The sequence below is a fragment of the Maridesulfovibrio frigidus DSM 17176 genome (assembly GCF_000711735.1).
In the GTDB taxonomy this organism is placed as follows: Bacteria; Desulfobacterota; Desulfovibrionia; order Desulfovibrionales; family Desulfovibrionaceae; genus Maridesulfovibrio; species Maridesulfovibrio frigidus.
Map to the genome: position 1 here is coordinate 1 of NZ_JONL01000009.1, position 20,701 is coordinate 20,701.

The 20,701-nt window shown below is 42.6% G+C and carries 19 protein-coding genes; 1 reads left to right on the forward strand and 18 read right to left on the reverse strand.

From position 1 onward, the window contains the following. Nucleotides 1-14 precede the first annotated feature (14 nt). A complete protein-coding gene (locus tag BR06_RS0116005; protein WP_031484856.1) occupies nucleotides 15-1,079 on the forward strand; it encodes an ATP-grasp domain-containing protein in 1,065 nt (354 codons plus the stop codon). 2 nt (nucleotides 1,080-1,081) lie between these two features. Here BR06_RS0116005 and BR06_RS0116010 read toward each other — a convergent pair whose 3' ends face one another. The 18 genes from BR06_RS0116010 to BR06_RS0116095 all read right to left on the reverse strand — a co-directional run bounded on the left by BR06_RS0116010 (nucleotide 1,082) and on the right by BR06_RS0116095 (nucleotide 20,492). Next, nucleotides 1,082-3,469 carry a hypothetical protein gene (locus BR06_RS0116010; RefSeq protein WP_031484858.1) on the reverse strand — a complete coding sequence of 796 codons (2,388 nt, stop codon included), beginning with the start codon at nucleotides 3,467-3,469 and terminating at the stop codon, nucleotides 1,082-1,084. A gap of 26 nt (nucleotides 3,470-3,495) precedes the next feature. Beyond that, nucleotides 3,496-4,419 carry a tyrosine-type recombinase/integrase gene (locus BR06_RS0116015; RefSeq protein WP_031484860.1) on the reverse strand — a complete coding sequence of 308 codons (924 nt, stop codon included), beginning with the start codon at nucleotides 4,417-4,419 and terminating at the stop codon, nucleotides 3,496-3,498. Between the two features lie 284 nt (nucleotides 4,420-4,703). Continuing rightward, nucleotides 4,704-6,782 carry a zincin-like metallopeptidase domain-containing protein gene (locus BR06_RS0116020; protein ID WP_031484862.1) on the reverse strand — a complete coding sequence of 693 codons (2,079 nt, stop codon included), beginning with the start codon at nucleotides 6,780-6,782 and terminating at the stop codon, nucleotides 4,704-4,706. A gap of 4 nt (nucleotides 6,783-6,786) precedes the next feature. Beyond that, complete coding sequence (locus BR06_RS0116025; protein ID WP_031484865.1) at nucleotides 6,787-6,984, reverse strand: hypothetical protein; 198 nt, start codon at nucleotides 6,982-6,984, stop codon at nucleotides 6,787-6,789. A 15-nt stretch (nucleotides 6,985-6,999) separates the two neighbouring features. Continuing rightward, nucleotides 7,000-8,046 (reverse strand): conjugative transfer signal peptidase TraF, encoded by a 1,047-nt coding sequence (gene traF, locus BR06_RS20630; RefSeq protein WP_211252488.1) that lies wholly within the window; start codon nucleotides 8,044-8,046, stop codon nucleotides 7,000-7,002. After that, entirely contained in the window at nucleotides 8,043-9,659 is a 1,617-nt protein-coding gene (locus tag BR06_RS0116035) for a helix-turn-helix domain-containing protein (protein WP_031484868.1), read from the reverse strand. Before BR06_RS0116035 ends, traF begins: the two co-directional genes overlap by 4 nt. 16 nt (nucleotides 9,660-9,675) lie before the next feature. After that, complete coding sequence (locus BR06_RS0116040; RefSeq protein WP_051677139.1) at nucleotides 9,676-10,071, reverse strand: DUF1937 family protein; 396 nt, start codon at nucleotides 10,069-10,071, stop codon at nucleotides 9,676-9,678. Next, entirely contained in the window at nucleotides 10,040-10,462 is a 423-nt protein-coding gene (locus tag BR06_RS0116045; protein ID WP_031484873.1) for a hypothetical protein, read from the reverse strand. Before BR06_RS0116045 ends, BR06_RS0116040 begins: the two co-directional genes overlap by 32 nt. Then, a complete protein-coding gene (locus BR06_RS0116050) occupies nucleotides 10,449-12,386 on the reverse strand; it encodes a type IV secretory system conjugative DNA transfer family protein (RefSeq protein ID WP_084154207.1) in 1,938 nt (645 codons plus the stop codon). The genes BR06_RS0116045 and BR06_RS0116050 overlap by 14 nt, the downstream gene beginning before the upstream one ends. Then, on the reverse strand, nucleotides 12,386-13,609 hold the full coding sequence (locus tag BR06_RS0116055) for a TrbI/VirB10 family protein (protein WP_034603083.1): 1,224 nt from the start codon (nucleotides 13,607-13,609) through the stop codon (nucleotides 12,386-12,388). Before BR06_RS0116055 ends, BR06_RS0116050 begins: the two co-directional genes overlap by 1 nt. A gap of 9 nt (nucleotides 13,610-13,618) precedes the next feature. Beyond that, a complete protein-coding gene (locus tag BR06_RS0116060; protein WP_051677140.1) occupies nucleotides 13,619-14,203 on the reverse strand; it encodes a phage tail protein in 585 nt (194 codons plus the stop codon). A gap of 11 nt (nucleotides 14,204-14,214) precedes the next feature. Next, nucleotides 14,215-15,363 (reverse strand): shufflon system plasmid conjugative transfer pilus tip adhesin PilV, encoded by a 1,149-nt coding sequence (gene pilV / locus BR06_RS0116065; protein WP_031484881.1) that lies wholly within the window; start codon nucleotides 15,361-15,363, stop codon nucleotides 14,215-14,217. A gap of 9 nt (nucleotides 15,364-15,372) precedes the next feature. Beyond that, complete coding sequence (gene pilM, locus BR06_RS0116070; RefSeq protein WP_031484883.1) at nucleotides 15,373-15,801, reverse strand: type IV pilus biogenesis protein PilM; 429 nt, start codon at nucleotides 15,799-15,801, stop codon at nucleotides 15,373-15,375. After that, nucleotides 15,789-16,775, reverse strand: coding sequence for an ATPase, T2SS/T4P/T4SS family (locus BR06_RS0116075; protein WP_031484885.1), 987 nt, complete (start codon nucleotides 16,773-16,775; stop codon nucleotides 15,789-15,791). The genes pilM and BR06_RS0116075 overlap by 13 nt, the downstream gene beginning before the upstream one ends. 12 nt (nucleotides 16,776-16,787) lie before the next feature. Continuing rightward, nucleotides 16,788-17,267 (reverse strand): type 4 pilus major pilin, encoded by a 480-nt coding sequence (locus BR06_RS0116080; protein ID WP_031484887.1) that lies wholly within the window; start codon nucleotides 17,265-17,267, stop codon nucleotides 16,788-16,790. A 36-nt stretch (nucleotides 17,268-17,303) separates the two neighbouring features. After that, nucleotides 17,304-17,822: a hypothetical protein gene (locus tag BR06_RS0116085; RefSeq protein WP_031484889.1), complete on the reverse strand. Its 519-nt coding sequence runs from the start codon at nucleotides 17,820-17,822 to the stop codon at nucleotides 17,304-17,306. Between the two features lie 11 nt (nucleotides 17,823-17,833). After that, entirely contained in the window at nucleotides 17,834-18,901 is a 1,068-nt protein-coding gene (locus BR06_RS0116090) for a type II secretion system F family protein (RefSeq protein ID WP_031484891.1), read from the reverse strand. After that, nucleotides 18,888-20,492, reverse strand: a complete 1,605-nt coding sequence (locus BR06_RS0116095) for a GspE/PulE family protein (protein ID WP_031484892.1) — start codon at nucleotides 20,490-20,492, stop codon at nucleotides 18,888-18,890. Before BR06_RS0116095 ends, BR06_RS0116090 begins: the two co-directional genes overlap by 14 nt. Between the last annotated feature and the right edge of the window lie 209 nt (nucleotides 20,493-20,701).

Here is a 20,701-nt window from a genome sequence, read left to right on the forward strand (position 1 = left end):
GATAACTAGAAATTATGAACGCTCATCTAAAACGAATTTTGCTAGTAACTGAAACTCGGCAAAGTTGGATTTCTAACGGCCCAATTTCAAAATCAAATCCTGATATGCTTAAAAAATTACAATATTTTTTACCAAGAGACATGGACATATACGAACTTTACAAAGAAATCGCTATCGCGGGCGAAAAGGATAACATTGAAGTTCAGTTAGTACGAATTAGTGATGGACAAGAGCTACAAGAGAGGATTCGCTCAATCATAGATGAGCCTTTGATTATATGGTCAATTTCAGATGGCCAAATAAGGTACCGGGGAGGATATATTCCTAGTATTTCCAAGACACTCAGAATTCCTTATTTTGGATCTTCAACGGCAGTTCAATCAATTTGCAGCAATAAATATATTTCATCACTGTCATTGCTACACGCTGGAATTAATGTGCCGTGGTCGTGTTATGTCGATGGTGATGAGGTTTTATCAAGTCATAATCAAATGAAGATTGATGGTCCTTTTTTTGTGAAACCGAATCAACTTGGTTCCCAAATTGGGATTAATGATAAATCGTTGGCATACAGTTGGGAGGATGCATTAGAAAGAAGTGTGGAAATAAAAAAAGAATTTAACTCTCGAGCAATAATACAACAATATGTAGAAGGGAAAGTTGTTCGAGTTTCATACGTTGCAACAAGCGAAGAAGATAAATTTGGTATAAACGCCGTAAACTTTATTAATAATAAAGGCGAAAATGAAATTTATCCTATGGATAGTGTCGAAAATTATACAAAGTGGATTTTTAAGTATGAAGGAATTAATAAAAGTAACAATTTCTCAGCTAGAACAATAAAAGAAATATGTGCTAAATCACTTTATTCACTTAAGATAAAAGACTATTTTGGGCTTGATGCATGTGTTGACAACCATGGTGACATCTGTGTTTTTGAAATCAATACTTCCCCTTATGTTAACGATATATATTTAGACTTAGCTAAAGAATTAGGCTTTCAAAATGTAGGTGAATGTTTTTATAATGCTCTTATACATTCTTATCATCGTCAATTCCCAGTTTCGAGGTGGGGATAAACCTAATCATCCTTAATTTGCCGTAATATTTCTTCATTAATAATTGGAAATGAAAAATCCCAATACCAAAGAGTCTGAGGCCAAAATATTGTAGCAACTTCGATCCCAAGTTCTGTGTCTATATCTAATAGAACTTGTTTATTATTAATAGCTTCACTCAGTTGTTCAAATTTATGCAGAATAACATTATGCCGATGGGCTTCTGTTTCGTTAAAAAAACGTTGCCGCTCTTTTTGAAGCATAAGTATCGGTCTCCAGTCGCCATCAATTGCATTTAATATGGCCCAATTGTAGTCAAGCTTATAGACAAAGACAGGGTCAACAAGCTTACCTTTGCTTATTATTGAATTGGCTTTTTTGATATGTACCAATGCACTAACAATATCACCGGTTAATGCGAAGCAAATCGAAAGATTTAGATAAGCAGAAAAGTAGTCATATTCATAAATACAAATATCAAGTAGATCATAAAACACCTCAATTGCATGCAATGGTCCCTTCGTAAAGAGTACTGAAATAGCTAAGCTATTTAAAGTATACGTAACCTCAACAGTACCACTTTTGTATATTTCAGGAAAAATAATTTTAGAAATTATTCTAAATGATTCATCATTATTAGCTTTTTCAAATAACTTTCCCGTATATTCATTATGCAAAAGGCGGTTTTTAAGAAACGGATTTGCACCTTCTATTTTATGTAATTCTTCACTATATGCAAATGTCGGAAATGATATAAAGGACTTAAGTAGCAGCCACATTGCATTCGCTTCATGTGATATTTGAGGCGCAAGATTTTCCAATATACTGATACAGTTTTCGGCATTATGAAATTTACCCATGGAGATATACACAGCGGCATTGATATGGTTACGACAAAACTCAAGCCAATTTTCTGTCTTTAGATCAATATCTAAATTTTTCAACATAGCACCGGCCGTATTAGTCAGGGCTAAGCAATCATCATACTCTAGAGCTTTCATACAGGACTGAGCGGAAATAATAGTTGTCACCACTCCATTTAGGCTATGTTCAGAAATAATAGGGCAAATCGAATTTTCTTGATAGAGTGAGTCTATTTGGCTGATTAGCACATTTACTTGCGATAAGAATTCAGCTGGAATTGAGTCTGAAATGGATTGTATGGATTTTACAAAAACACGTGCTTGATCATAATGGTGCTTTTCAATATTGCGTATCGCATAGTTTATTCCGAATTGAAGCATTGTTTTAAATTCAATTTCACTTAAACAATGACTATAGCTAAGACAGGAAATCACAGCTAACTTATCACTTCTGTCATGGCTAAAGACAGCCATTTTTTTTATGATTTTATTCAGAGCGCTTCTTTGAGTCACTAATAAGAATCTACACAGTTTTGGATGCCTTAAGAAACACTCATTTTCAGTAAAATCGATAAGTTCAAATGAGTGCAACAATTCTACATTAACTGCTATCTTTAATTTTTCAGCAAGCCATACTATTTTTTCAAATGAAGACTCTGCTCCGTATATTAGAGCTAATAGCGCTAAGGATTCTCCATTACCGGAGTCCTTTTCAATAAATTCTGTGATCACTTTGCTGTATGATTTTTCTCCAATTTTACAACCTATATCGTAAAGAATACATGCTGGGTTTCCACGCATTTTAACATGGTCATAGCTATAAAACCCACCCTGTAAGCCTTTGTATTTAAAAAACATAACACCGTTTCGCTCATCAAAATTTTTAACAAAAAGTTCATTAAATTTAGCAATACCCATAAAAACTGACTGATAATGTTCAATAATAGCCCGAGCATTTCTAGGTGAGTACGCACCTTCCAAAATGCATGTAATTAAACCGTCACAGTATTTAGCAATAAGTCCAACTAAGAACAGCTCATATTCACTTGCCATATCCAAATTAGAGATCCAGATACACTGAACTTTCTTGCTATGTAGATTCTTAATATTGTTACTGATAGAGACTTCTAACTCTTTATGCCTATTAAGGAATGTCAGTTGAGACATTCTTTTAATTGTTTTGCCGTGATTGTCGCTTTGATTAGAATCCGTTGTAGGTGAAAAAGAGATAGATCCTACAAAGGGCAGCTGTAATTGTATGTTCTTGATTGAAGCTATATTTGATAGAGTTCTATAAACGTAATTATCCTTCTTTTTGATGTGAAGAGTAGATTTAAAAAAACTCAACAAATCTTCTTGATCTTCCTGAAAAGAATAAGAAACGACATTCTTTGCAGTATATTGTTTCTGTGTAACGATATTAATTACTGTTGATTTTCCGACTCCAGAGTCCCCATAAGCAAAAATAGGGGTCTTTGAATCTTCCGTTAAAAAGCGTTGAAGGCGCTGCCTAACTCCAACCCTATCGAAACATGATTTGCAATCCATAATTTCTAGTTATCGATAAGTTGCCATCAGCAAATGTTTTTCCTAGGGTGCTTCAAAGTAAGGATATTACGCTGCGAAGAAAGGCTCACATGAGTGTATATTTCTGTGACTGCAAGTGAACTATGTCCCAATAATGTTTGTATATTTCTTATGTCTACACCGTTTTCAAGAAGCATTGTAGCAATGGTGTGTCTAAACATATGTGGAGTAATATGTTCAGACACTCCTGCAATGGCGGAATACTTATTTATTATTCGTCGGACCGATTGGTCAGAAAGGGGATGACAGTCTCTATTTAGGAAAAACGATGTAGAATGATGCAAGTATTCATCATAAAGGTGAGCATACTCTTTTAAAATGGCTAATGATTTTTTTTCGCAAAGTGGTATTATTCTTTCTTTCTTTCCTTTTCCATGTATCTTTAGCACTTTGTTTTTTAAATCTATTTCATTAAATGTAATGTTGCATAGTTCAGATACTCTTATTCCTGTTGAGAATAAAAGTTCTATTACAGCTATGTCACGTGTTGCTTCTCTATATGCTCTACTTTCTATGAAAAATTTGTTTTTTTCTAAATAAGCATATTTAATGATTCTATTTAGAGATGATTTACGTATTATTTTAGGCAATTCTTTTGATCTATTCAATTTCAAATGTATTTTTCTAAATGGAGTTGTATTAATAATATCTTCACGTTCAAGGAAAGTAAAAAAGGATTTAAGTGTAGCGATCTTTCTCTTAATACTTCTAGGCTTATATTTCGATGATAGGTATTTAATATATTCGCGAAGAAATTCTTTATATATATCTTCTACGCAGATATTAGGTGTAGTTATTTTACTTTTAAATTGATCTAGATCTTTTTCATATGCTTTTAAAGTCAGTTCAGAAAGGTTTCGTTCTAATTGACAGTGCTGTAAGAACATTTCTATAGCGTAATTAAGTTCCATATATAGTATCTCCTTTGATTTGACGTAATGTATGCGACAAAAGCAAAGAGTATACAATTCGTATATGTCTAATAATTTTAAGTATTTTGAGTTTTTTTAAATCTTAGCTTGGTTTATTCTGATGATAGTTTCATGGATGACATCCAAATGAGTGTTTTTTTGCTTTTAGTTGCTGGCTATAAGACGTTAGCTAAACACATGGATAATCCCTTAATCTCCTGCATATGTTAACTCCAAGAGTGTTCAAGCATTTATGACGGTTCCCCCTCAGAGACCGTCATTCCTTACATTGCCATAGCTCTCCCTTCGGCTTTCTTGATTATAGGTTTTTTAACCACCTTTATAAATCCGGCAAGCTGATTTTTAACTTCTTCAAGTCCGCTTTTTTGGTGCAGGTCATTAAAATCACTAAGTCCCTGTTCTAGATTCTTCGCAGCAAATTTGGGAACTATGGACATTCCCCCAACGGCCTTTGCCGCAGCCTCAGCCTTTTCCACGCCCACATTATTTTTAAGATGATGATCGTTGTCCCCAAGGACCGCGATTGGGCTGTCGGGGTACTTCTTGTGCAGAGCCTTTGCTACCGGCTCAAGATTAGATGCATCAAATGCTACAATCGTCGGTTCTCCTGTGGCCATGTGAATACTCGCCGCCGTTGCATATCCTTCCGCAATTAGAATAGGGCCGCCTTGATCTATCTTTCTGTCGGGATCAATGGTGTGGAACGTACCTGTTTTAAGTCCTCCCTTTTCGAAGAGTTTAGCGTCTTCGGTGACTGTCTGGAGAGTATGAATATGGCCATTCACATCTTTGCCGGGAATAATCAAATTCCCGCGCTCACTCACTTTGACTCCGTAGCCGTAGACTCCTTTCTTTGCCAGATATGGCTGTTTATCATTGGCCCAGTCTTTTGCGTTTTTCCACTTGGCATATGAACGTTTGGAAGCTTTTTCCCGTTGCTCTTTTAGGTCCTTTTCTCGTTCCTGTTTTTTCTGGATCGATACTATTTTTAACTCAGCTTTCTGTTCTTCCGTCAGCTTATGGCCTTCAGCTTTCCAGTTCATCTTGAGCCCTGTTTTATGATTCTGAATGAATCCAGCAGGGTGGTCGTCAAGATGTCCTGTGTAGGCTCCATCTCTGGAATTGAGTTTTCCATCAATGACAGGAACCCGTTGCAGCGTACCGTCCATGATTGGAAGCTGACCTTGAAGATCAAGTCCTGCATGCTGAAGAGCCTTTGCAAACTCTTGTTCAGGATTTCCTGTCGGAGCAATGATCTTGTTCTTAGGCATCCAATTTGAAAGTGGATCTAGATCCGTGCCGGTTGCAGCAAACCATAACTTTTTAGACTTATCCCATCGTGCACCTAGTTTTTTAGCTTGTCCTTTTTCGGAGTAGGGCACAGTCAGATAGGTCTTTTCTGGCGCTGGATTTTTTGCAGGAGCGATTTCCTTTTTCTGCGTCTTCGTTGCTTCCATGCTACGTCCCTGCTCAAGGCTGATAGTATAGTTTTTAATCTTGTCGGCATCTTGGCAAGCCCGGACAATTTCATAGGGATCTTTTTCAAGAGCTTTGATCCAACTATCCACGTAGCTGAGGTGCTGGTCAGGGTCATGGCTAAGACCAAGCTCTGAACTGATCATCCAGCTTGCTATTTCCGCTCGCAGCTCTTCGCGGGCATAAAGCTCTGAACCGAAAGGTCCACCTTCACGATCAAGGCGGGATGAATGTCCAGTCCAATGTCCAAGTTCATGCAGGGCAGTTCCATAATATTTGTCAGAACTTTCAAAAGCTCCTCTGGGCGGTAAGTGGATTTCATCCGACGCTGGCCTGTAGAAAGCTCTGTCCCGCTGGTCGTGATGAATTTCCGCTCCGGAGTTATCCAGAATGGTTTCAGCGCGTTCGTCAGGATTCCAACTTATATCGCGTCCTTTCCATTCTGGAATGCCTTCAATTTGGCTCGCATGGAATACGTTTGCATAGCGCAAAATAGGTCTTGCAAGAGGAACTTCTTGCATGGTCACTTTGCCATCTTCATCGCGCACCGGCTTACCTTGTTCATCTTTGATCACTTCTGGACGATTCAATTGCCAGAATACTACTGTTTCAGATTTAGCTCCTTTTTTTACCTGCCATTCTTGTGATGAAGCTTGTTTGTAGGTCATGAATCTGGGATCGTTAAGTCCCTCCCTACCGAGCATTACCTGATTGACTCCCCTGTAAACTGTCCCAGAAACAGGATTGAATGCCGGCTGATATTCACCAGCTTTCCACGGACGTTGCCAAGGGGCAGTGCCTTTTTTCAGATCCGCAATCATAGTTTCAGCAAAACGCTGATGATATGGTGTTTTAGCTTTTGCCATAATATCACCTGTTCTCGCTTTGCTCTTCCGCCAGATCAAAAGATGCGTCTTCAGCATCTTCAGCGGAAAGAGCGGTTTCTTCAAATGCTCCCATGTATTCAGCAACGTCAGGATCAACTTCAATTGCCGCGCCGGGATTTTCGGTTGCGTCTACGTCGATTTGTTTAGCTTGTTCCGTTAGGTATTTTTTGTTCTCATCCATAATTTACTCCATGAGTTAAGATGTGATTGTTAGTGCTTTTTTTGATTTTCTGAGTTGTCGTATTAAGGAATCGATCTTGCCAACAAGATGTGATTGCTCCTGTGCCTCTTTGATAGAGCTTCTTTGTTCTTGTCTCTGTCTTGAAGGATCAATTTCTTTTTCAAGGGTTTTACGATGTTCATCTCGCTTATTCCTTGCGTCGTTTAAACTAGTTGCCGGAAATGAGCCTAGGCCGATCATTTTTTCTTTGCCGTTGAAACGGTATCGGAACCTCCAAAGTTTTGATCCTGTAGGTCTGACTTCTAAGCAAAGTCCGTTTGAGTCTGTAATGCGGTAAAGCTTTTGTTTTGGCTTTGTTTCTTCAATTTTTTGAGTTGTTAGGTTTCCTTCAATACTGCTCGCAGAATACTCTTCAGGGTTTGATGTCCAGTAGTGACAGGCTGGGTAACTGCTGCATATCCACATAGATTTACAGCCATTAGATCGTGATAACTGTGTTAAATGCGTTCCACATTTTGGGCAGGTATTTTTTGATTCAGTGATAGTCCTATCCTCCAAGTTAAAGGTTAAAATGGGAATGACCCTTTGCATTTCTTTCGCGTCAACCAGTCCGAAATATCTACTGTCAAAACTGCCTTCGGTGTGTGTGGACATGACAAGGGCTTTGCCTTGAGGAATCAGATTTGAAGTGAGTAAGGAAGGAAGATTTCTGCCATGATTGTCATGATTTTTCAGGAGGCTTGAAGAGAGAATCAATCCGTTGATGTTAATTCCTTCAAGCGTAACTTCAACGTTGTCTCCTGTTGTTCCGGCAAGAGTTTTCAATAGTGGCCGTTTGCCGTAATGACCGAGATATTTACGATCAAGCGAAATTTTAAAATATGGATTGTCTTCACGGAGACTGAAAGTAACTAGGTCACCCTTAGCTGGCTTGCCGGGAATAATCTGGTAAATGCCATGGGGCATGGAGTCGGTGAAATTGACGCGGTAGCCCGCAAAGTGGATTGCGTAGATGATGGCTGTTAGATGACAGCAGAAGGCAAGCAGGATGATCTTTTTCATGCGGAGACTCCCTGAACATTCTTGGTCCAGTAAGTCCTGCGCCAGCCGCGTTTTGCCGTTTCACTGTTGATATTAAGGTGGCACTTTGAGTCAATGGACTCGATCTCAGAACTGTCTAACGAGTTAAGCCAGCTTTCAAAATCTTGATTTTGTAGATCCTGCTCAGCCTTTTCAATTTTCTGAGTTTCAATGTTTTTCAGCTCAGCGCGGGTTTTGTCGGCCTTCTTTGCATTCGCAAGAGCTTGTTCATTCGGAGTTAAAAATCCAACAGGTCTGCGCCATGTTCCCTTTGATTTCAGAGTTGCGAATAGATAGTTGCAGACTCCTTTACGGGCTTCAGGGAAGGTTCCATTTTCCAGTTCCCAGTGCGCTGCATGCAGGGACTCTTCGATGTCGAGGATTGTTTCACCAAAAGAAAGCCGGTGCTCTACAATTTGGCGGATCTGATCCGGACCAAATCTTTCACTGTGCAGGTTGGGCCAGAGGATTTGAAAGTCATCGCGGCTGATTGATAACAACCGGCGCGTCCATTTTTCCTCTTCAGATTCTTCTGAACTAGATAGACTTTTTATCTGTCTATCTAAGAAGGGTGGATTTTGATACCGATCAGCATTGGTATCAAAAGAGCGTCCCTGATTCTCATCAGCTCCTGATTGGTAAGGGCTAACATGCTGTTTTGCTGATGAATCGGCATTGGTAACATGATACCGATCACCTTTGGTATCAAGATTGGTATCATTGCGGTCATGATTGGTAACACCTGTTTGATACCGATCAGCATTGGTATCAAAATGTGGTGGATAGGATTTTAGAAGATCCTGAATACGGGTAATAGGCTCATTATTTAATTGGAGAATGATACCAAAGCGCGGGCCGCGCTCATGGACTCTTTTAGAGTATATACCAGCATCATGGCCGTGTTTGATTACCCTGCGTGCAGTGACTTCGCTACATGCTGCTTTTCGGGCAATTGCCTGAATTACAAGGCTTACTTCGTCCTGCTTAGCTTCTACAGAATGTGAACATATGATACCAATCACTCGCTTACCCTGATCGGATAAACGGTTAAAAAGAGCATCTGTTTTATCAGAAGTGTTTATACAAAGAGATTGGTTTTTTACTATTTGGTCAAACTTGTTACCAATGTTGGTTTGATACCGATCACCTTTGGTAACATTCTTCTTTTGATACCAATCATGATCGGTATCAGCGAGCAGGCCGTATTCATGTTTGAACAGGCTTATGAAGTACTCGCAGCGTTCCTTATATAAGGTAACGACGGTTCCGTGCCTACGTCCTGAGCTGCTTATTTCTCTGTGAAACAGCACCGCATTCTCCCCTTTCGGTAGAGAACGTAATACGCTTAATTTACTGCATTTCGCGGCATATTGAAGGCTGGAAATGACAATAGAATACGGCGCATCCATTGCCGGAGCAGATTGGATAAGGGTCGCAAGTATTCTTCTGCCTGTTCCGGAGAGGGCATTATAAAAGGCGGCTATGTCACGGCGCATAAGCTTTATTAGGTGATCGGTATCAGCTTGTTCCTGATGTCGATCACCATTGGTATCAGGACCATTTGGTGGGTAGTGTTCCCGTGCCGTTGAATTCATGTCAGAACCTGATTCCTTAGAAAGAGGATACGTTGTAATGTTCTGGAGAAACAAATCTGACCATTTTGAACTCTGTGAAAGCGAGTTCAATTTCTGCCGCAATACCGTGTGATTTTTTCCAGCCATCAAGCTTTAGAATCCAGACCTGATCTGCCCAGCGGATAAATTCCTGATCAATGCGTTTCCAGAAAGTCCAGTCCATGGGCAATCCTGTATTCGTTATTCCGTGTGAATGAGAGATCGGAGAATAAACAATATGACCAGCGACAATAAGCCTTGCTGCTGCAATATTTACAGCTTCATAGCGGTTCTTCCGTACTTTTGGATCTGGATGTGTGTAAGGACAAGCCAGATAAATTTTTAGGGGTGCTTCAGATAAATCAGAGAGCTGTTTTGAGGGGATAAAAACCATTGCTCCTCCTTTTCGTTGTCGTGTCAGTAGTAATCAAATCTCCGGCCTGAATATTTTCAGGCATTCTGCAAAGGTCGTCGCATCCAGGGCAGCGGACTTGTGTTCCTGTCTGCATGGCCCGATGTTGTCCCGGTTGTTTGCATTGGCCGAATACTGGCTTTAAAAATGGGATATTGCCTTGTTCAACTATGGTTAGTTGACGTCCCGAAACTCTTTCCGGAGGCAGGTACATATATGGAACTCTGCCGTCGCCATGACAAAGAGGACAATTGGCGCGGCCTGTCTTTCTAGTCCTGTGCTGAACCATCCATTCTGCGCATGCAGGGCATGTTCTGCATGCTTCACGGGGAAAGCGGACAGGTAGAATGTTCAAAATTTCAGGACTGCTCATAATCTTGATTCTCTTCTATAAGTTCATCCACAGTAGGCAGATTCTCATCATCTTCATTGTGATGAATGGCTGGGGGTAAGGCTTTAGTCTCAGTGATAATGTCTGATTTTTCTGGAGCCTGAATCTTGGCTCTTTTGAGGAATTCGCTATCAAGAAAAAATAGGATTTGCTTGCCGTATACGGGCGCGAATCCGGCCGGAAATATGAGCATGTCACCGGGGCGCACAATCTTTCCGTTTTTCTTTTCTGCACCGGGGAGGCGCATGCATTCATCAGGAGTAAGCAGTGGACGTGAAACCTCAGAAACACTGACGCTGGCACGACCAAGATGGCCTGATCTGTTTCCGGAAAGAGAGGTTTTATTTTGAATGACAGTTCTTTTACCCGTCATGTCAGAGAGCGTTTTTGCGGTTTCGATTTTGTTGGGTGCGTATGCAATCCTGATATGACAATTGCTCATAATGGATTCATCTTTACCGTAAGCTGACTGGAGTTGTGTGAGATCCTGAACGATGATGTAGGCTTTGATTCCGTAGCCGGCCATGAATGCCAAGGCGCGTTCAAATATTTCCATTTTACCTAATGATGTGAACTCATCGAGCATGAGAAGAAGGCAATGTTTATAGCATTCCTTCACTCTGCCGTTCTGAAATTCCATATTTTCAGTAAGCCGGCGCAGAACCATATTTAAAATTAGTCTGATCAGTGGCCGTAAGCGGTCAATATCTGATGGACGGATTACGAGATAAAGAGAAATAGGGGAGTCATTATTCATTAGGTCGGTGATTTTAAAATCGCAACCGGAAGTGGAACGGGCAACAACTGGATCTCTATAAAGAGCCATATTTGCCACCGCAGTAGATACAACTCCTGAAAGCTCCGCTCCTGATTTGTTGAGCATTTCCCTTGCCGCAGCGGAAATGAATTTTTTGATAGCTGTGGCTGAATCTGATATTTCCGGCCCGAAAAGTTCGACCAATAATATGTGATGCTCGACACCAAGCATTTCATCAAAAAGTTCCGTCATCTCCTTGTCTTCATCAGCAAGCATCAGGGAAAGATCATTTAAAGTTGCGTGTTGTCCGGATGTGACACGAAGCAGAATCATGCAATGAAGAATCGCACCGCCAAGAAAACCGAAAGCCGCCTTGTTCCAGTAATCTTTAAGACCTTTACCGTCTGGATCAACAATCATATTTGCAATGTTTTGAGCGTCTGGAATAGCTTGCGGACCGTCCAACCTTACTTCGGAAAGCGGGTTGTATCTGGCTGAATTGTCGGAAGTATCGGTAGGGTCAAATTTAAGTACTTTGTGCCCTTGAGATTTTCTCCAGCCGGAAGTTAAAGCCCAGTTCTCACCTTTAATGTCGAGAACAATGGAACTTTCATCCCACGAGAGCAGAGTCGGCAGAACAAGGCCCACACCCTTACCTGAGCGGGTAGGGGCGAAGACCATAATGTGTTCCGGTCCGTTATGGCGCAGATAGTTAAGAACGTTCTTATTTTGCCAGCCACCCACATAAACGCCTGTACCTTCGAGAAGTCCGGCTTTTGTAATTTCTTTTTTGCTTGCCCAGTGAGCTGTGCCGTGAATGTCGCTGACTCCTTCCGGCTTCCTTAAGAAAAATTGAGAAATTCCAATAACAACAATTTGCGGCCCGATAAATATGACCTGAGCGATCGCAATAATGTGATTCAAACTTTCGCTTGAAGCGAGTTTCTGAAACCAGATTACAATCATCCACGGCCAGTAAAATTGTTTATAGACTGTGTTACCAAGAGCTTTATGATACCCGTAAAGTTCAGCTGTATGCTGGGTCGCATAGCTCATAGCGATAAGGGTGACTGCGAGCATAAATAGTAGGTAGAGCAATCTCATTTTGCTCTTCTTTATGCTTTCACCTAGTCCATATTGATCATTCATTACTGGCTCCTGTACGGCTTATATGGGCGCGCAAAAACGATATCTTTGGTTACAACCATATTGAATCTCTTGCCCGGTTCGGTGGATATTGCCGGCTTCAGCTTCACATTCATTTGGAGCAATTGCAGGGTGGATTGGCCCAATTGGCTGGCAACAGCTGAACCTAGTTCATCTTGTAGAGTTGGCGTCTGGCTTGAAGATGAACTTTTGTTGAAAGAGTCCATGGCATAAGCAGTACCGCCGCTGATGAGGCTCATGATGGCCGCAGAGCCGAACGTTTTCAGGTAATGGTTATCCACATCTCCTGAATAGCCTGCGTAACCTCCGATATCCGTACCGGGCATTACGCCAAGAGTGATTGAAGAGCCGTCTGGAAAGATTATGCGGTTCCATGCAACCAACACTCTAGATTGCCCTACAGCGACCCGTGAATCATAGACCCCGACCATGCGGGAACCTTGCGGGATAAGCATGTAGGTTCCAGTTGCAGTGTCATAAATATTCTTGCTCACCTGCCCGATTATCTGACCGGGGAGATCTGAATTAATGCCGGAGATCATGATGCCTGTTATTACTGAACCTGTTTTCAGTTCACATCTTGCGCCCGGAATTCTTTCATATGGCAGTCGCCATGAGTCTTTCTGTGCAGCGCGGGCATTAAGGAATTCTTCCTTTTCCTGTCGTTCGTCAGGCTCTCCGTTGATACCGGCGATTGTTCCAGAAGCTGTAAGAGGATGACGGGACCGAACATCATCGAAAGAAGTCTGCACTGTTTGGTTTTGTTTTTTGTTAGTACTAGATGTTTCCACCTTAAGCGGAGCAGTTAAAGCCGCCCGCATTCTGTCGAGTTTGAATGAACGAACTTCCTGCAATTCTTTTGATCTTTGTTTTTCAGCCTCCGATGGACCTTTGGGTCTCACAACGGTGACAAGAGGTTTTTCAGTCTCAATTTCTAACGGTAGTTTTTCCTCTTTCTTCTTCTGAGGTATGGACAGGCCGTTTGCATTTTCAGGAGCTGGAATTGGTTGCTTCATGTCCGTATCAAAAATGGGGTTAATAAGACTCTGAGCTTGTTTTTCATTTTTGCCTGTGGAGGTGTTGACCGCATAGATCAGGATTACGACCAGCAAAACGCCGATCGCTACAGCAATATATAAAATTTTGCTGTCTAATTTAGCTATTTTTATCTTGGGGCGGGTGAGGCTGTTAGGTGAATCTGACATTGTTGATTCCTACTCAGCCTTGATGATGTACATCATGGATACATTGCGAGGGCGGTTCTCTGTTCCGCTACCTGCTGTAGTGGAAACTCCGCTTCCAGTGCCAGAGAAAGGGACATTAAAACTCCAAGCATTCTGAGTCTGATCATGCAAAGTAAAAGAGCCTCCATCTCCCACCCCATAAGGGATAGTAACGCTTCCGGATATGGTGATCGTAGTTGTATGAGCATGACTTTCCATCGCATCACTCTGACTACTTTTAATACTTCGACCGCTATCAACTCCCTTGCCGTGATCCCATCCTCGAATAAATTCACCTCGGAGATCAGGAACTGTGCTGCCCACAATAGCTGCAAGATCTGCATAGCCGGAGGTGGATTGTCCGTTGCATTCAAGAAATCCTTCGGGAACAGTTCCGGATGTCCATGGAATTACGCCGCCAATTGGGACTCCGCTGATTGCCTTTGGTTCAACCGCGACACTTGTCGGATCAAAGCTTGTTGCGTCTCCTGCGATTGCGGAGGAATGCACGGAGGCAAAGAGAAGAAATAGAAAAAGGAAAAGATATTTTGATTTAATATTATGTGTGAATCTCATGACTTTCTCCCTTAATTACAGGTTGTGAGGACCATTACTTTTCCGTATCCGGCAGGAGGTGTTATCCATGTATCCCCTGTGTCGGCTGTGCGAATGCGTAAATGGACCTGCCAGTTGTCTCCAACGTCAGTGGCCCACGACTGCACAGCGACAATAGCTTTTGAAATCGGTCCTTCAGCAAAAATTGAAGGAGCTACAAATATTTGAGGATCGGAAGTGATGCCGGTAGGGCAGATAGGTTTGGGTATAAGTTCGCCATCAACCGCAATGGTTGATCCTTTGAGAAACTGGGAATTGCCGGTGTCGGCTATGACTTCGGGCTGACCGTTACGGCAGACGTAAAGACCTACTGCCGGATCAAGAAAAACTCGTCCGTTTTTATCCGCATCATTGCAGAATCCAGTGGTGTCGATATCTGCAAGTGTGTGTTCTTCGAACTTGATTTCCTTAACACCTTCAATGGCATGATCGGTCATATCCAGTTCGGTGGACATTTCATTCAGTTCTGGATGACCGGGAACTTCAACGCGATAGAGAAAATCTTTTCCAATATCCTCTTCACGCAGAAACGCTCTTCCTCCGATATGTCCGGCGGCAGGGATTGGGATATCTGTTGATGCTAAATTTACTGTCCAACCGCCGTAAGAACCTCTAAGTTCGGTTGCACTTTGTCCCGGAAGGTCGCCGATGGGGATGTAACCACCTGCGCCACCGACCATGGCGGCTGTGGCTGGAACAATGGCGGAACTGAATTTTCTGCTTTTGTCAGAATAAGTACGGCCTCCGTATGTCAGTACCAAAACTTGCAGGTCGCCTGCGGTTGGTTCAAGCACGTATATTCCGTACCGTTGTCCCCATCCGTTTAGATCCTTAAAGCCGGAAGATAGGAATTCTCCGGTTCGAAGTTGATCCATAGTGATCTGAGTTGCTCCAGTTGCGGTCGAAGACGTGATCAGTCCGTCATAATTTTCTTTGGTATATGAAGCCGCCGCATCCATGATACTTGCTAGGTGATCGCTGACACTGTGCTGTTTGATTGATTCCATGCCTCGGTCCATCATGTCGGCAAGCATGGGAAGCATAAGCATGAAAATAAGAAGTCCTGCCAACACCTCTATAAGTCCGAATCCAGCCTGTTTGTTTTTACGATTAGCTTTCATAACTTTCTCCTAATGGGTGATGACACTGACGATGCTGTTTTCAGGAATGAACGCCGGCAGGGTTGTATCTGCTCCGTGAGCGTTGGTCAGAAAGCCGTTCCGTTTAACTCCGATGGCGAAACTGCCCATGAAAATCTTTCTGATTTCTTCAGACTCGTTGCCCTGCACAGCTCCCCACACGTAGCAATTTCCGCTATCCATCCGGTTGGCCCATGCACGCATGGGTTTCCAACCGGGTGGAATTGATAGATTAGAAACGGGAACTTCACCTGTTGTGATGGTCGAATTGCTTGTCACAAAGTTATTCACTGCATTGCGATATATCGCGTAATTTACAGCTATAGACTCAGCCTTAGGTGAGTTTCTCTGGGTGGGCATTTCTTGACTGACCATGGCCATTGTTCCGAGCAGACAGAAAAAGATAGCTAATCCTTGCATAATGCTTCAAGCCCTCCGAATTGAATGCGGTTTCTCTGCTCCCGCATTTCTTCCTGTAATCCAGCCAGTTCACCGTTCTTAATTTTTGCGCGGAGTCCTTTGAAATTGTCATTAAAAGGAGCCAGCAGGAACTGGGGGACATGAAGAACGGTTTTTCCGTCAACATGCTCTAGCTGTTGATGAACAACAGCTAGAAGGCCTTGAGCAAGATTTTGACTTGCAATATCTCCGTCAATTTCGCGGGCCATTGTGACCAGTCTTTCAAGAGCAGTTACAAGGTCGAAGCCATGCAGTGTGGCCACCACTATTTGTTGATCGGAGCCAAGGCAGACGCGTAACGCTTCACTTGCCGCGTGTTTGCTGCGGATTTCTCCTATATATATGATGTTAGGAGAAGCGAAGCGGTGAGAGCGTTCGATGGCTTCACCCAGATCTTCTTCATGATCGATTTCGGCCTGAAAACAGAATCCGAAATCTCCATGTTTTCCATCCAGAGGCATTTCCGCAGGATTTTCAAAACTGACGGCATGACCTCCAAGAGTTGAAAGCCGTGTCGCCACAAGTGATGACGCACTGAAGGTTTTCCCAGACGCCTGTGCTCCGGTAAAAAGGATCAATCCTTTAGTCTGGTTTGCATTCAGAAGCCAATCTGAAAGAGCTTCAGGCAATCCCAGTTCCGTGAAGTCGGAAACATTTTCCTGAATCCTGCGCAGAAAGAAAACCTTTCCGCTGCCCCAGACAACACCTTCATAAAGCGCAACTCTGTAACCGATATCTTCGTACTTAACTCTGAATGTATGTCTTCCCGTTTCAGTATGAACTTTGAGAACTTCTACGTGGAGAGCTTCAATTTCCTTTTTGGTGTCTTCCTCACAAGGAACAAGCTTCTGGTCGCAATTATCACATCCCTTCATAAAAGCTTCGCCGCTTTCATGAAGAATCAAATCTGTGAATGATACACTTTTAAGAACCATTTAATCCCTCTGCTAGTTGGAGGTGAAGACGATGATATTCTCAGTGGCAAGCTGATTCGTTATAGCAGCGACCATTCCACTTGCTTGGTCTATTTCAACCCCGTTTACAGTGATGGTTTCCCATGATCCGGCTTGAAATGTGGCCAGTTTCACGCAGGCATATTCAGGGACTTTGTTATGTGTAATCGTAAATGTGGTAGCGTCTGTTCCTTCCGCTACGGTTACGGCTCCGTTCCATGCGTTGCGGATTTCTCCGCTACTTTTCAGCATGCTGTCAGGTACAATCTTATTTTTCACGGCAATGTCAGTTGTAATATCTGTGAAGTCTGGTTCACCTGCATAAAGCTGTTTTAAATCGAGCCGGAAGGTCGAGAGGTTCTGTTCAGCCGTTGATATTTTGTCGTTGTCCATCGATTTAGAGATCATATAGGCTGATCCTCCAAAGACGATTAAAGCTATAAGAAGCGAGCCAAGTGTTTCAAACAAAGTCATGATTGCTATCCTCGTAGTTTGTTTTTTGGGATGTTATTATTGTGTAGGGATAATTCTGAACATGAAAAACATGTATAAAGTCACTATAAAATCAATGGCTAAGCATATGAAAAATCCAAGAAAGTAATTTCTAATTTTTTCAAATTTGAGAGCGATGTTTGGTATTTTATTCCAAGCTGTTACAAGTTCATTGATCCTAGAATTGGCAGATATGTTTTCATCAGAAAGACACTTCAGACTATTTCTGTTCTTTGAACTTAATGATTCCAGTTTCTCTACTTTCTTTTTTAAGGTGGTGACCATTTCTATAAGTTCTGGTTCGCAAGATTCTTTTGCCCATGAGAAGTTTGAGGCTATATCTGTGTGAAGTTCCGCTGTAAGTTTTTTGTCACTCAGAGTGCGGGCCTTTGAATTTAGGAAAGTCAGCAGATTTTCTGAAGAAAATGTCTGATCTTTTGTGTTGGACAGAGTTAAAAAGGCATTCCCCAATAGGAATTTCTTCCGTTCCAACTCCTTTTTCCTAAGAGCTCTTTTTCTCGTTTTGTGATCATTCATAATTGCTCCTATTAAAGTATGTTTTGTCCCAGTTGTTGCTGGAGGGAAGTCATTGCGAGAACGATGTTGGAAATCATAAAAATGATGCCGATTATGCACGCCATGTTTATGACTTTGGCTTGAACCTTGATTGTTTCCATGCCTTCATTCAGCCATTCCTCGGCAATGAGTTTCAGCTGGCTGTCAAAGCCCGGTAGCTTTGAGTAGACCCGCAGGTCTTCAATTATTGTTCTGGAGGGAAACTGGTATCCTGAGTCATCCAGAGCCTGTCCAAGTCCTTTACCCAGATTGAGCTGGGCCTTGACTGAATGCATTCTCTCTTTCAGCCATGGGCTTGAGCCTGGAGTGGAGAGCATATCGTTCATAGATTGTGACAGTTGAATGCCGGATTCCATCATGGTAGAAAGGGTGAAGAGCCAGAGACTACCGGTGATAAGACGGTAAAAAGACCATGGCGGTACATTGTCAAAACGGACGCGTATTTTTCCGGTCCATATTTTGAGAGTCGCCAGCGAGATAAGGAATGAGAGGATTAATCCCGCAAGAAACAGAGTTCCCGTTGTGGAATCTATGAATCGCGTAACTTGATAAAGCGTTTGTGCGCTGCCTTGCCAAAATGCCGGATCTGAAATCTCGGTAAGTCGGGGCATGACGTATCTTGAAAGCACAATTAGAAGCGTAATGAGCGCACAAATCAAAAGGCATGGATAACTGAGAGCCTTCCACACACTGCTTATAATTTTTAATCTGGCCTTGATTAATTTTACTGATAGTTCCAGAGCTTCACAAAGTTTGCCGGAATTAACTCCGCTTTGAATCAGCATGGACTCTTCTGCTGGAATGAATCCTTGAAGAGCTTCATGAAGCTTACTTCCTGAATTTATTCGCGCTGAAACTTCCGTAAGAACGGGTGTTAGCGGACTGTAGTTTTTTGCGTATCTTTTTTCGAGATAGAGCAGACTTTCAGCAACACTGACTCCGTGTCTGGTCATTGCAGATAGCTTTCTATAGATACGAATCCGTTCTTTATGGTTAAAGAAAATCTTCGCCAGTATTTCATTAATTTCAGGAAGCACCATGAGGAGCCTCCACATTTTTTGAACCGGCCAGTTCATCCAGATCGGAAGATGAAAGGTTAAAGTCATCGAAAGCCTTGGCATAGTTTAATGGCACACCAAGTCTGCGTTCTGTCAGATAAGGGTCAATCAATCCGTCTTCAATCAGGTCAATGGCATGGCTGACAAATGTCTGGCCGTTCTGCTCATGTCTCCAATGCTTATGAGCTGCTTCCATATTGCCGGCACGTACAGCTTTCAGAATCACATGGTCGGTGGTTACTATTTCAGATGCTACGGTCTGCCCGATGATTCCAACGCCAGAACATTGCTTACAACCTTCACCCCTGATGTTGACGTTCTCCATATTGTTAACCGCTCTGAAAAGGCGATTGAGCACGGCTTCAGGTAGTGATTTACGGCGCAATTCATTGTCAGTTGGAAGTTTGGTTATGTCCTTAAGCGGCATTTTGCAGTTCGGGCAAAGCACTGGCACAAGCCTTTGATGATGAAGGCCGGAGAGAACTGTGTGGTCACAAAGGTATTCAAGCGGATCAGGATATTGAGCAGCACGGAGCAGAGAAACCATTCTTTGAATGATTCCTAACGCAGAGTTTGCATGAACTGTTGTCCATACTCCATGACCTGTCTGGGCGGCATCAAGAGCAGCAGAAGCCGCTTCAGGATAACGAACTTCACCTATCATAATGGTGTCAGGGTCAGAACGCATGGCTCCTGCAATTGCGTTGCGGTATGCCGAGCCGCGATTATCATCCTGATCGTTAGTATTGACCCGAACCTGCTTTACTCTTTCAAGCGGGTATTCCGGTGGATCTTCAATGGCGAGGAAGTTCTTTTCCGGATTATCCTCGGCCATGCACTCCATGATATGTTTGAGCAGTGTACTTTTACCGTGGCCGGTCGGACCTGAAAGAAGAGTCAGTCCGGAACGCTGGGTGAGAAACTGAAATCTACGGATATGACGCTCGGAGAACCCAAGCGTTTTCAATCTATCATCCAAATCACCTTTAGCCGTTGTGCGATCGTAAAGAAGGCGCAGCGCCATGAAAGTTCCGGTTCCATTTTCCGCCATTGAGCAGTCGAGCGGTTCTGTATGAATTCGAATTGAATGCACGTCCGCCGGAAGAAAGTCGTTGCTTACGATCCTTCCGTCCTGTCTCTCCTTCGCGACAAATGTGGTGTCTGCGCTGTTGGACATGGTTTGATACATTGCGACGATTACTTTTCTGCCAATTTCTCCCATAAGCTGCTTGTAGTTCTGCAACATGCCCAGCTTTCTAAACTGGATGGAGGCAAACGGGCCGTAATCTCCGATGTGAATATCAGACGCACCTTGGTCGTAGGCATCAGCAATAATCTGAACAGCAAGATCTTGAATGTCGCTCTTGGTTTCAGCTTTGGTGATATTTTTCTTGCGCAATTTCTGGAACTCTTCAGCTTCAAGTCTTTTTGTCTCCTTGAAACCTTTACGCGCCGCATAGCTAAGGAAAGACATCAAAACTGCATCGTCTGCCACCTCCGCTGAGATGTAGATGATGTCATTTAGGAGCAGCACCCGCTCTTGAAGTTCTTTTGGAATTTCGTTGTTAGTCATGATTTACTCCTTGAATTTCAAGGGAACGTTCTTGCCGTTGAAACGGATCAGAACAGTTGATGGAGTTATTGAAGCAACTTTACCGGGGCCTGCATTACTCCCTGGTTTCACTGTCTGGACTCCGGCAGAACTAGAAAGGGTCGCAGAAAGTCTTCCGTCCACTCCTTGGATGGAAACTATTTTCGGCCACACAGGACGGTATTGTTTCT

Coding starts and splice junctions, on each gene's coding strand:
- BR06_RS0116005 (WP_031484856.1), top strand. CDS start 15: ATGAACGCTCATCTAAAACGAATTTTGCTAGTAACTGAAACTCGGCAA.
- BR06_RS0116040 (WP_051677139.1), bottom strand. CDS start 10,071: ATGGTTTTTATCCCCTCAAAACAGCTCTCTGATTTATCTGAAGCACCC.
- traF (WP_211252488.1), bottom strand. CDS start 8,046: ATGAAAAAGATCATCCTGCTTGCCTTCTGCTGTCATCTAACAGCCATC.
- BR06_RS0116060 (WP_051677140.1), bottom strand. CDS start 14,203: ATGAGATTCACACATAATATTAAATCAAAATATCTTTTCCTTTTTCTA.
- BR06_RS0116095 (WP_031484892.1), bottom strand. CDS start 20,492: ATGACTAACAACGAAATTCCAAAAGAACTTCAAGAGCGGGTGCTGCTC.
- pilV (WP_031484881.1), bottom strand. CDS start 15,363: ATGAAAGCTAATCGTAAAAACAAACAGGCTGGATTCGGACTTATAGAG.
- BR06_RS0116035 (WP_031484868.1), bottom strand. CDS start 9,659: ATGAATTCAACGGCACGGGAACACTACCCACCAAATGGTCCTGATACC.
- pilM (WP_031484883.1), bottom strand. CDS start 15,801: ATGCAAGGATTAGCTATCTTTTTCTGTCTGCTCGGAACAATGGCCATG.
- BR06_RS0116055 (WP_034603083.1), bottom strand. CDS start 13,609: ATGTCAGATTCACCTAACAGCCTCACCCGCCCCAAGATAAAAATAGCT.
- BR06_RS0116025 (WP_031484865.1), bottom strand. CDS start 6,984: ATGGATGAGAACAAAAAATACCTAACGGAACAAGCTAAACAAATCGAC.
- BR06_RS0116015 (WP_031484860.1), bottom strand. CDS start 4,419: ATGGAACTTAATTACGCTATAGAAATGTTCTTACAGCACTGTCAATTA.
- BR06_RS0116090 (WP_031484891.1), bottom strand. CDS start 18,901: ATGGTGCTTCCTGAAATTAATGAAATACTGGCGAAGATTTTCTTTAAC.
- BR06_RS0116085 (WP_031484889.1), bottom strand. CDS start 17,822: ATGAATGATCACAAAACGAGAAAAAGAGCTCTTAGGAAAAAGGAGTTG.
- BR06_RS0116010 (WP_031484858.1), bottom strand. CDS start 3,469: ATGGATTGCAAATCATGTTTCGATAGGGTTGGAGTTAGGCAGCGCCTT.
- BR06_RS0116050 (WP_084154207.1), bottom strand. CDS start 12,386: ATGAATGATCAATATGGACTAGGTGAAAGCATAAAGAAGAGCAAAATG.
- BR06_RS0116075 (WP_031484885.1), bottom strand. CDS start 16,775: ATGGTTCTTAAAAGTGTATCATTCACAGATTTGATTCTTCATGAAAGC.
- BR06_RS0116080 (WP_031484887.1), bottom strand. CDS start 17,267: ATGACTTTGTTTGAAACACTTGGCTCGCTTCTTATAGCTTTAATCGTC.
- BR06_RS0116045 (WP_031484873.1), bottom strand. CDS start 10,462: ATGAGCAGTCCTGAAATTTTGAACATTCTACCTGTCCGCTTTCCCCGT.
- BR06_RS0116020 (WP_031484862.1), bottom strand. CDS start 6,782: ATGGCAAAAGCTAAAACACCATATCATCAGCGTTTTGCTGAAACTATG.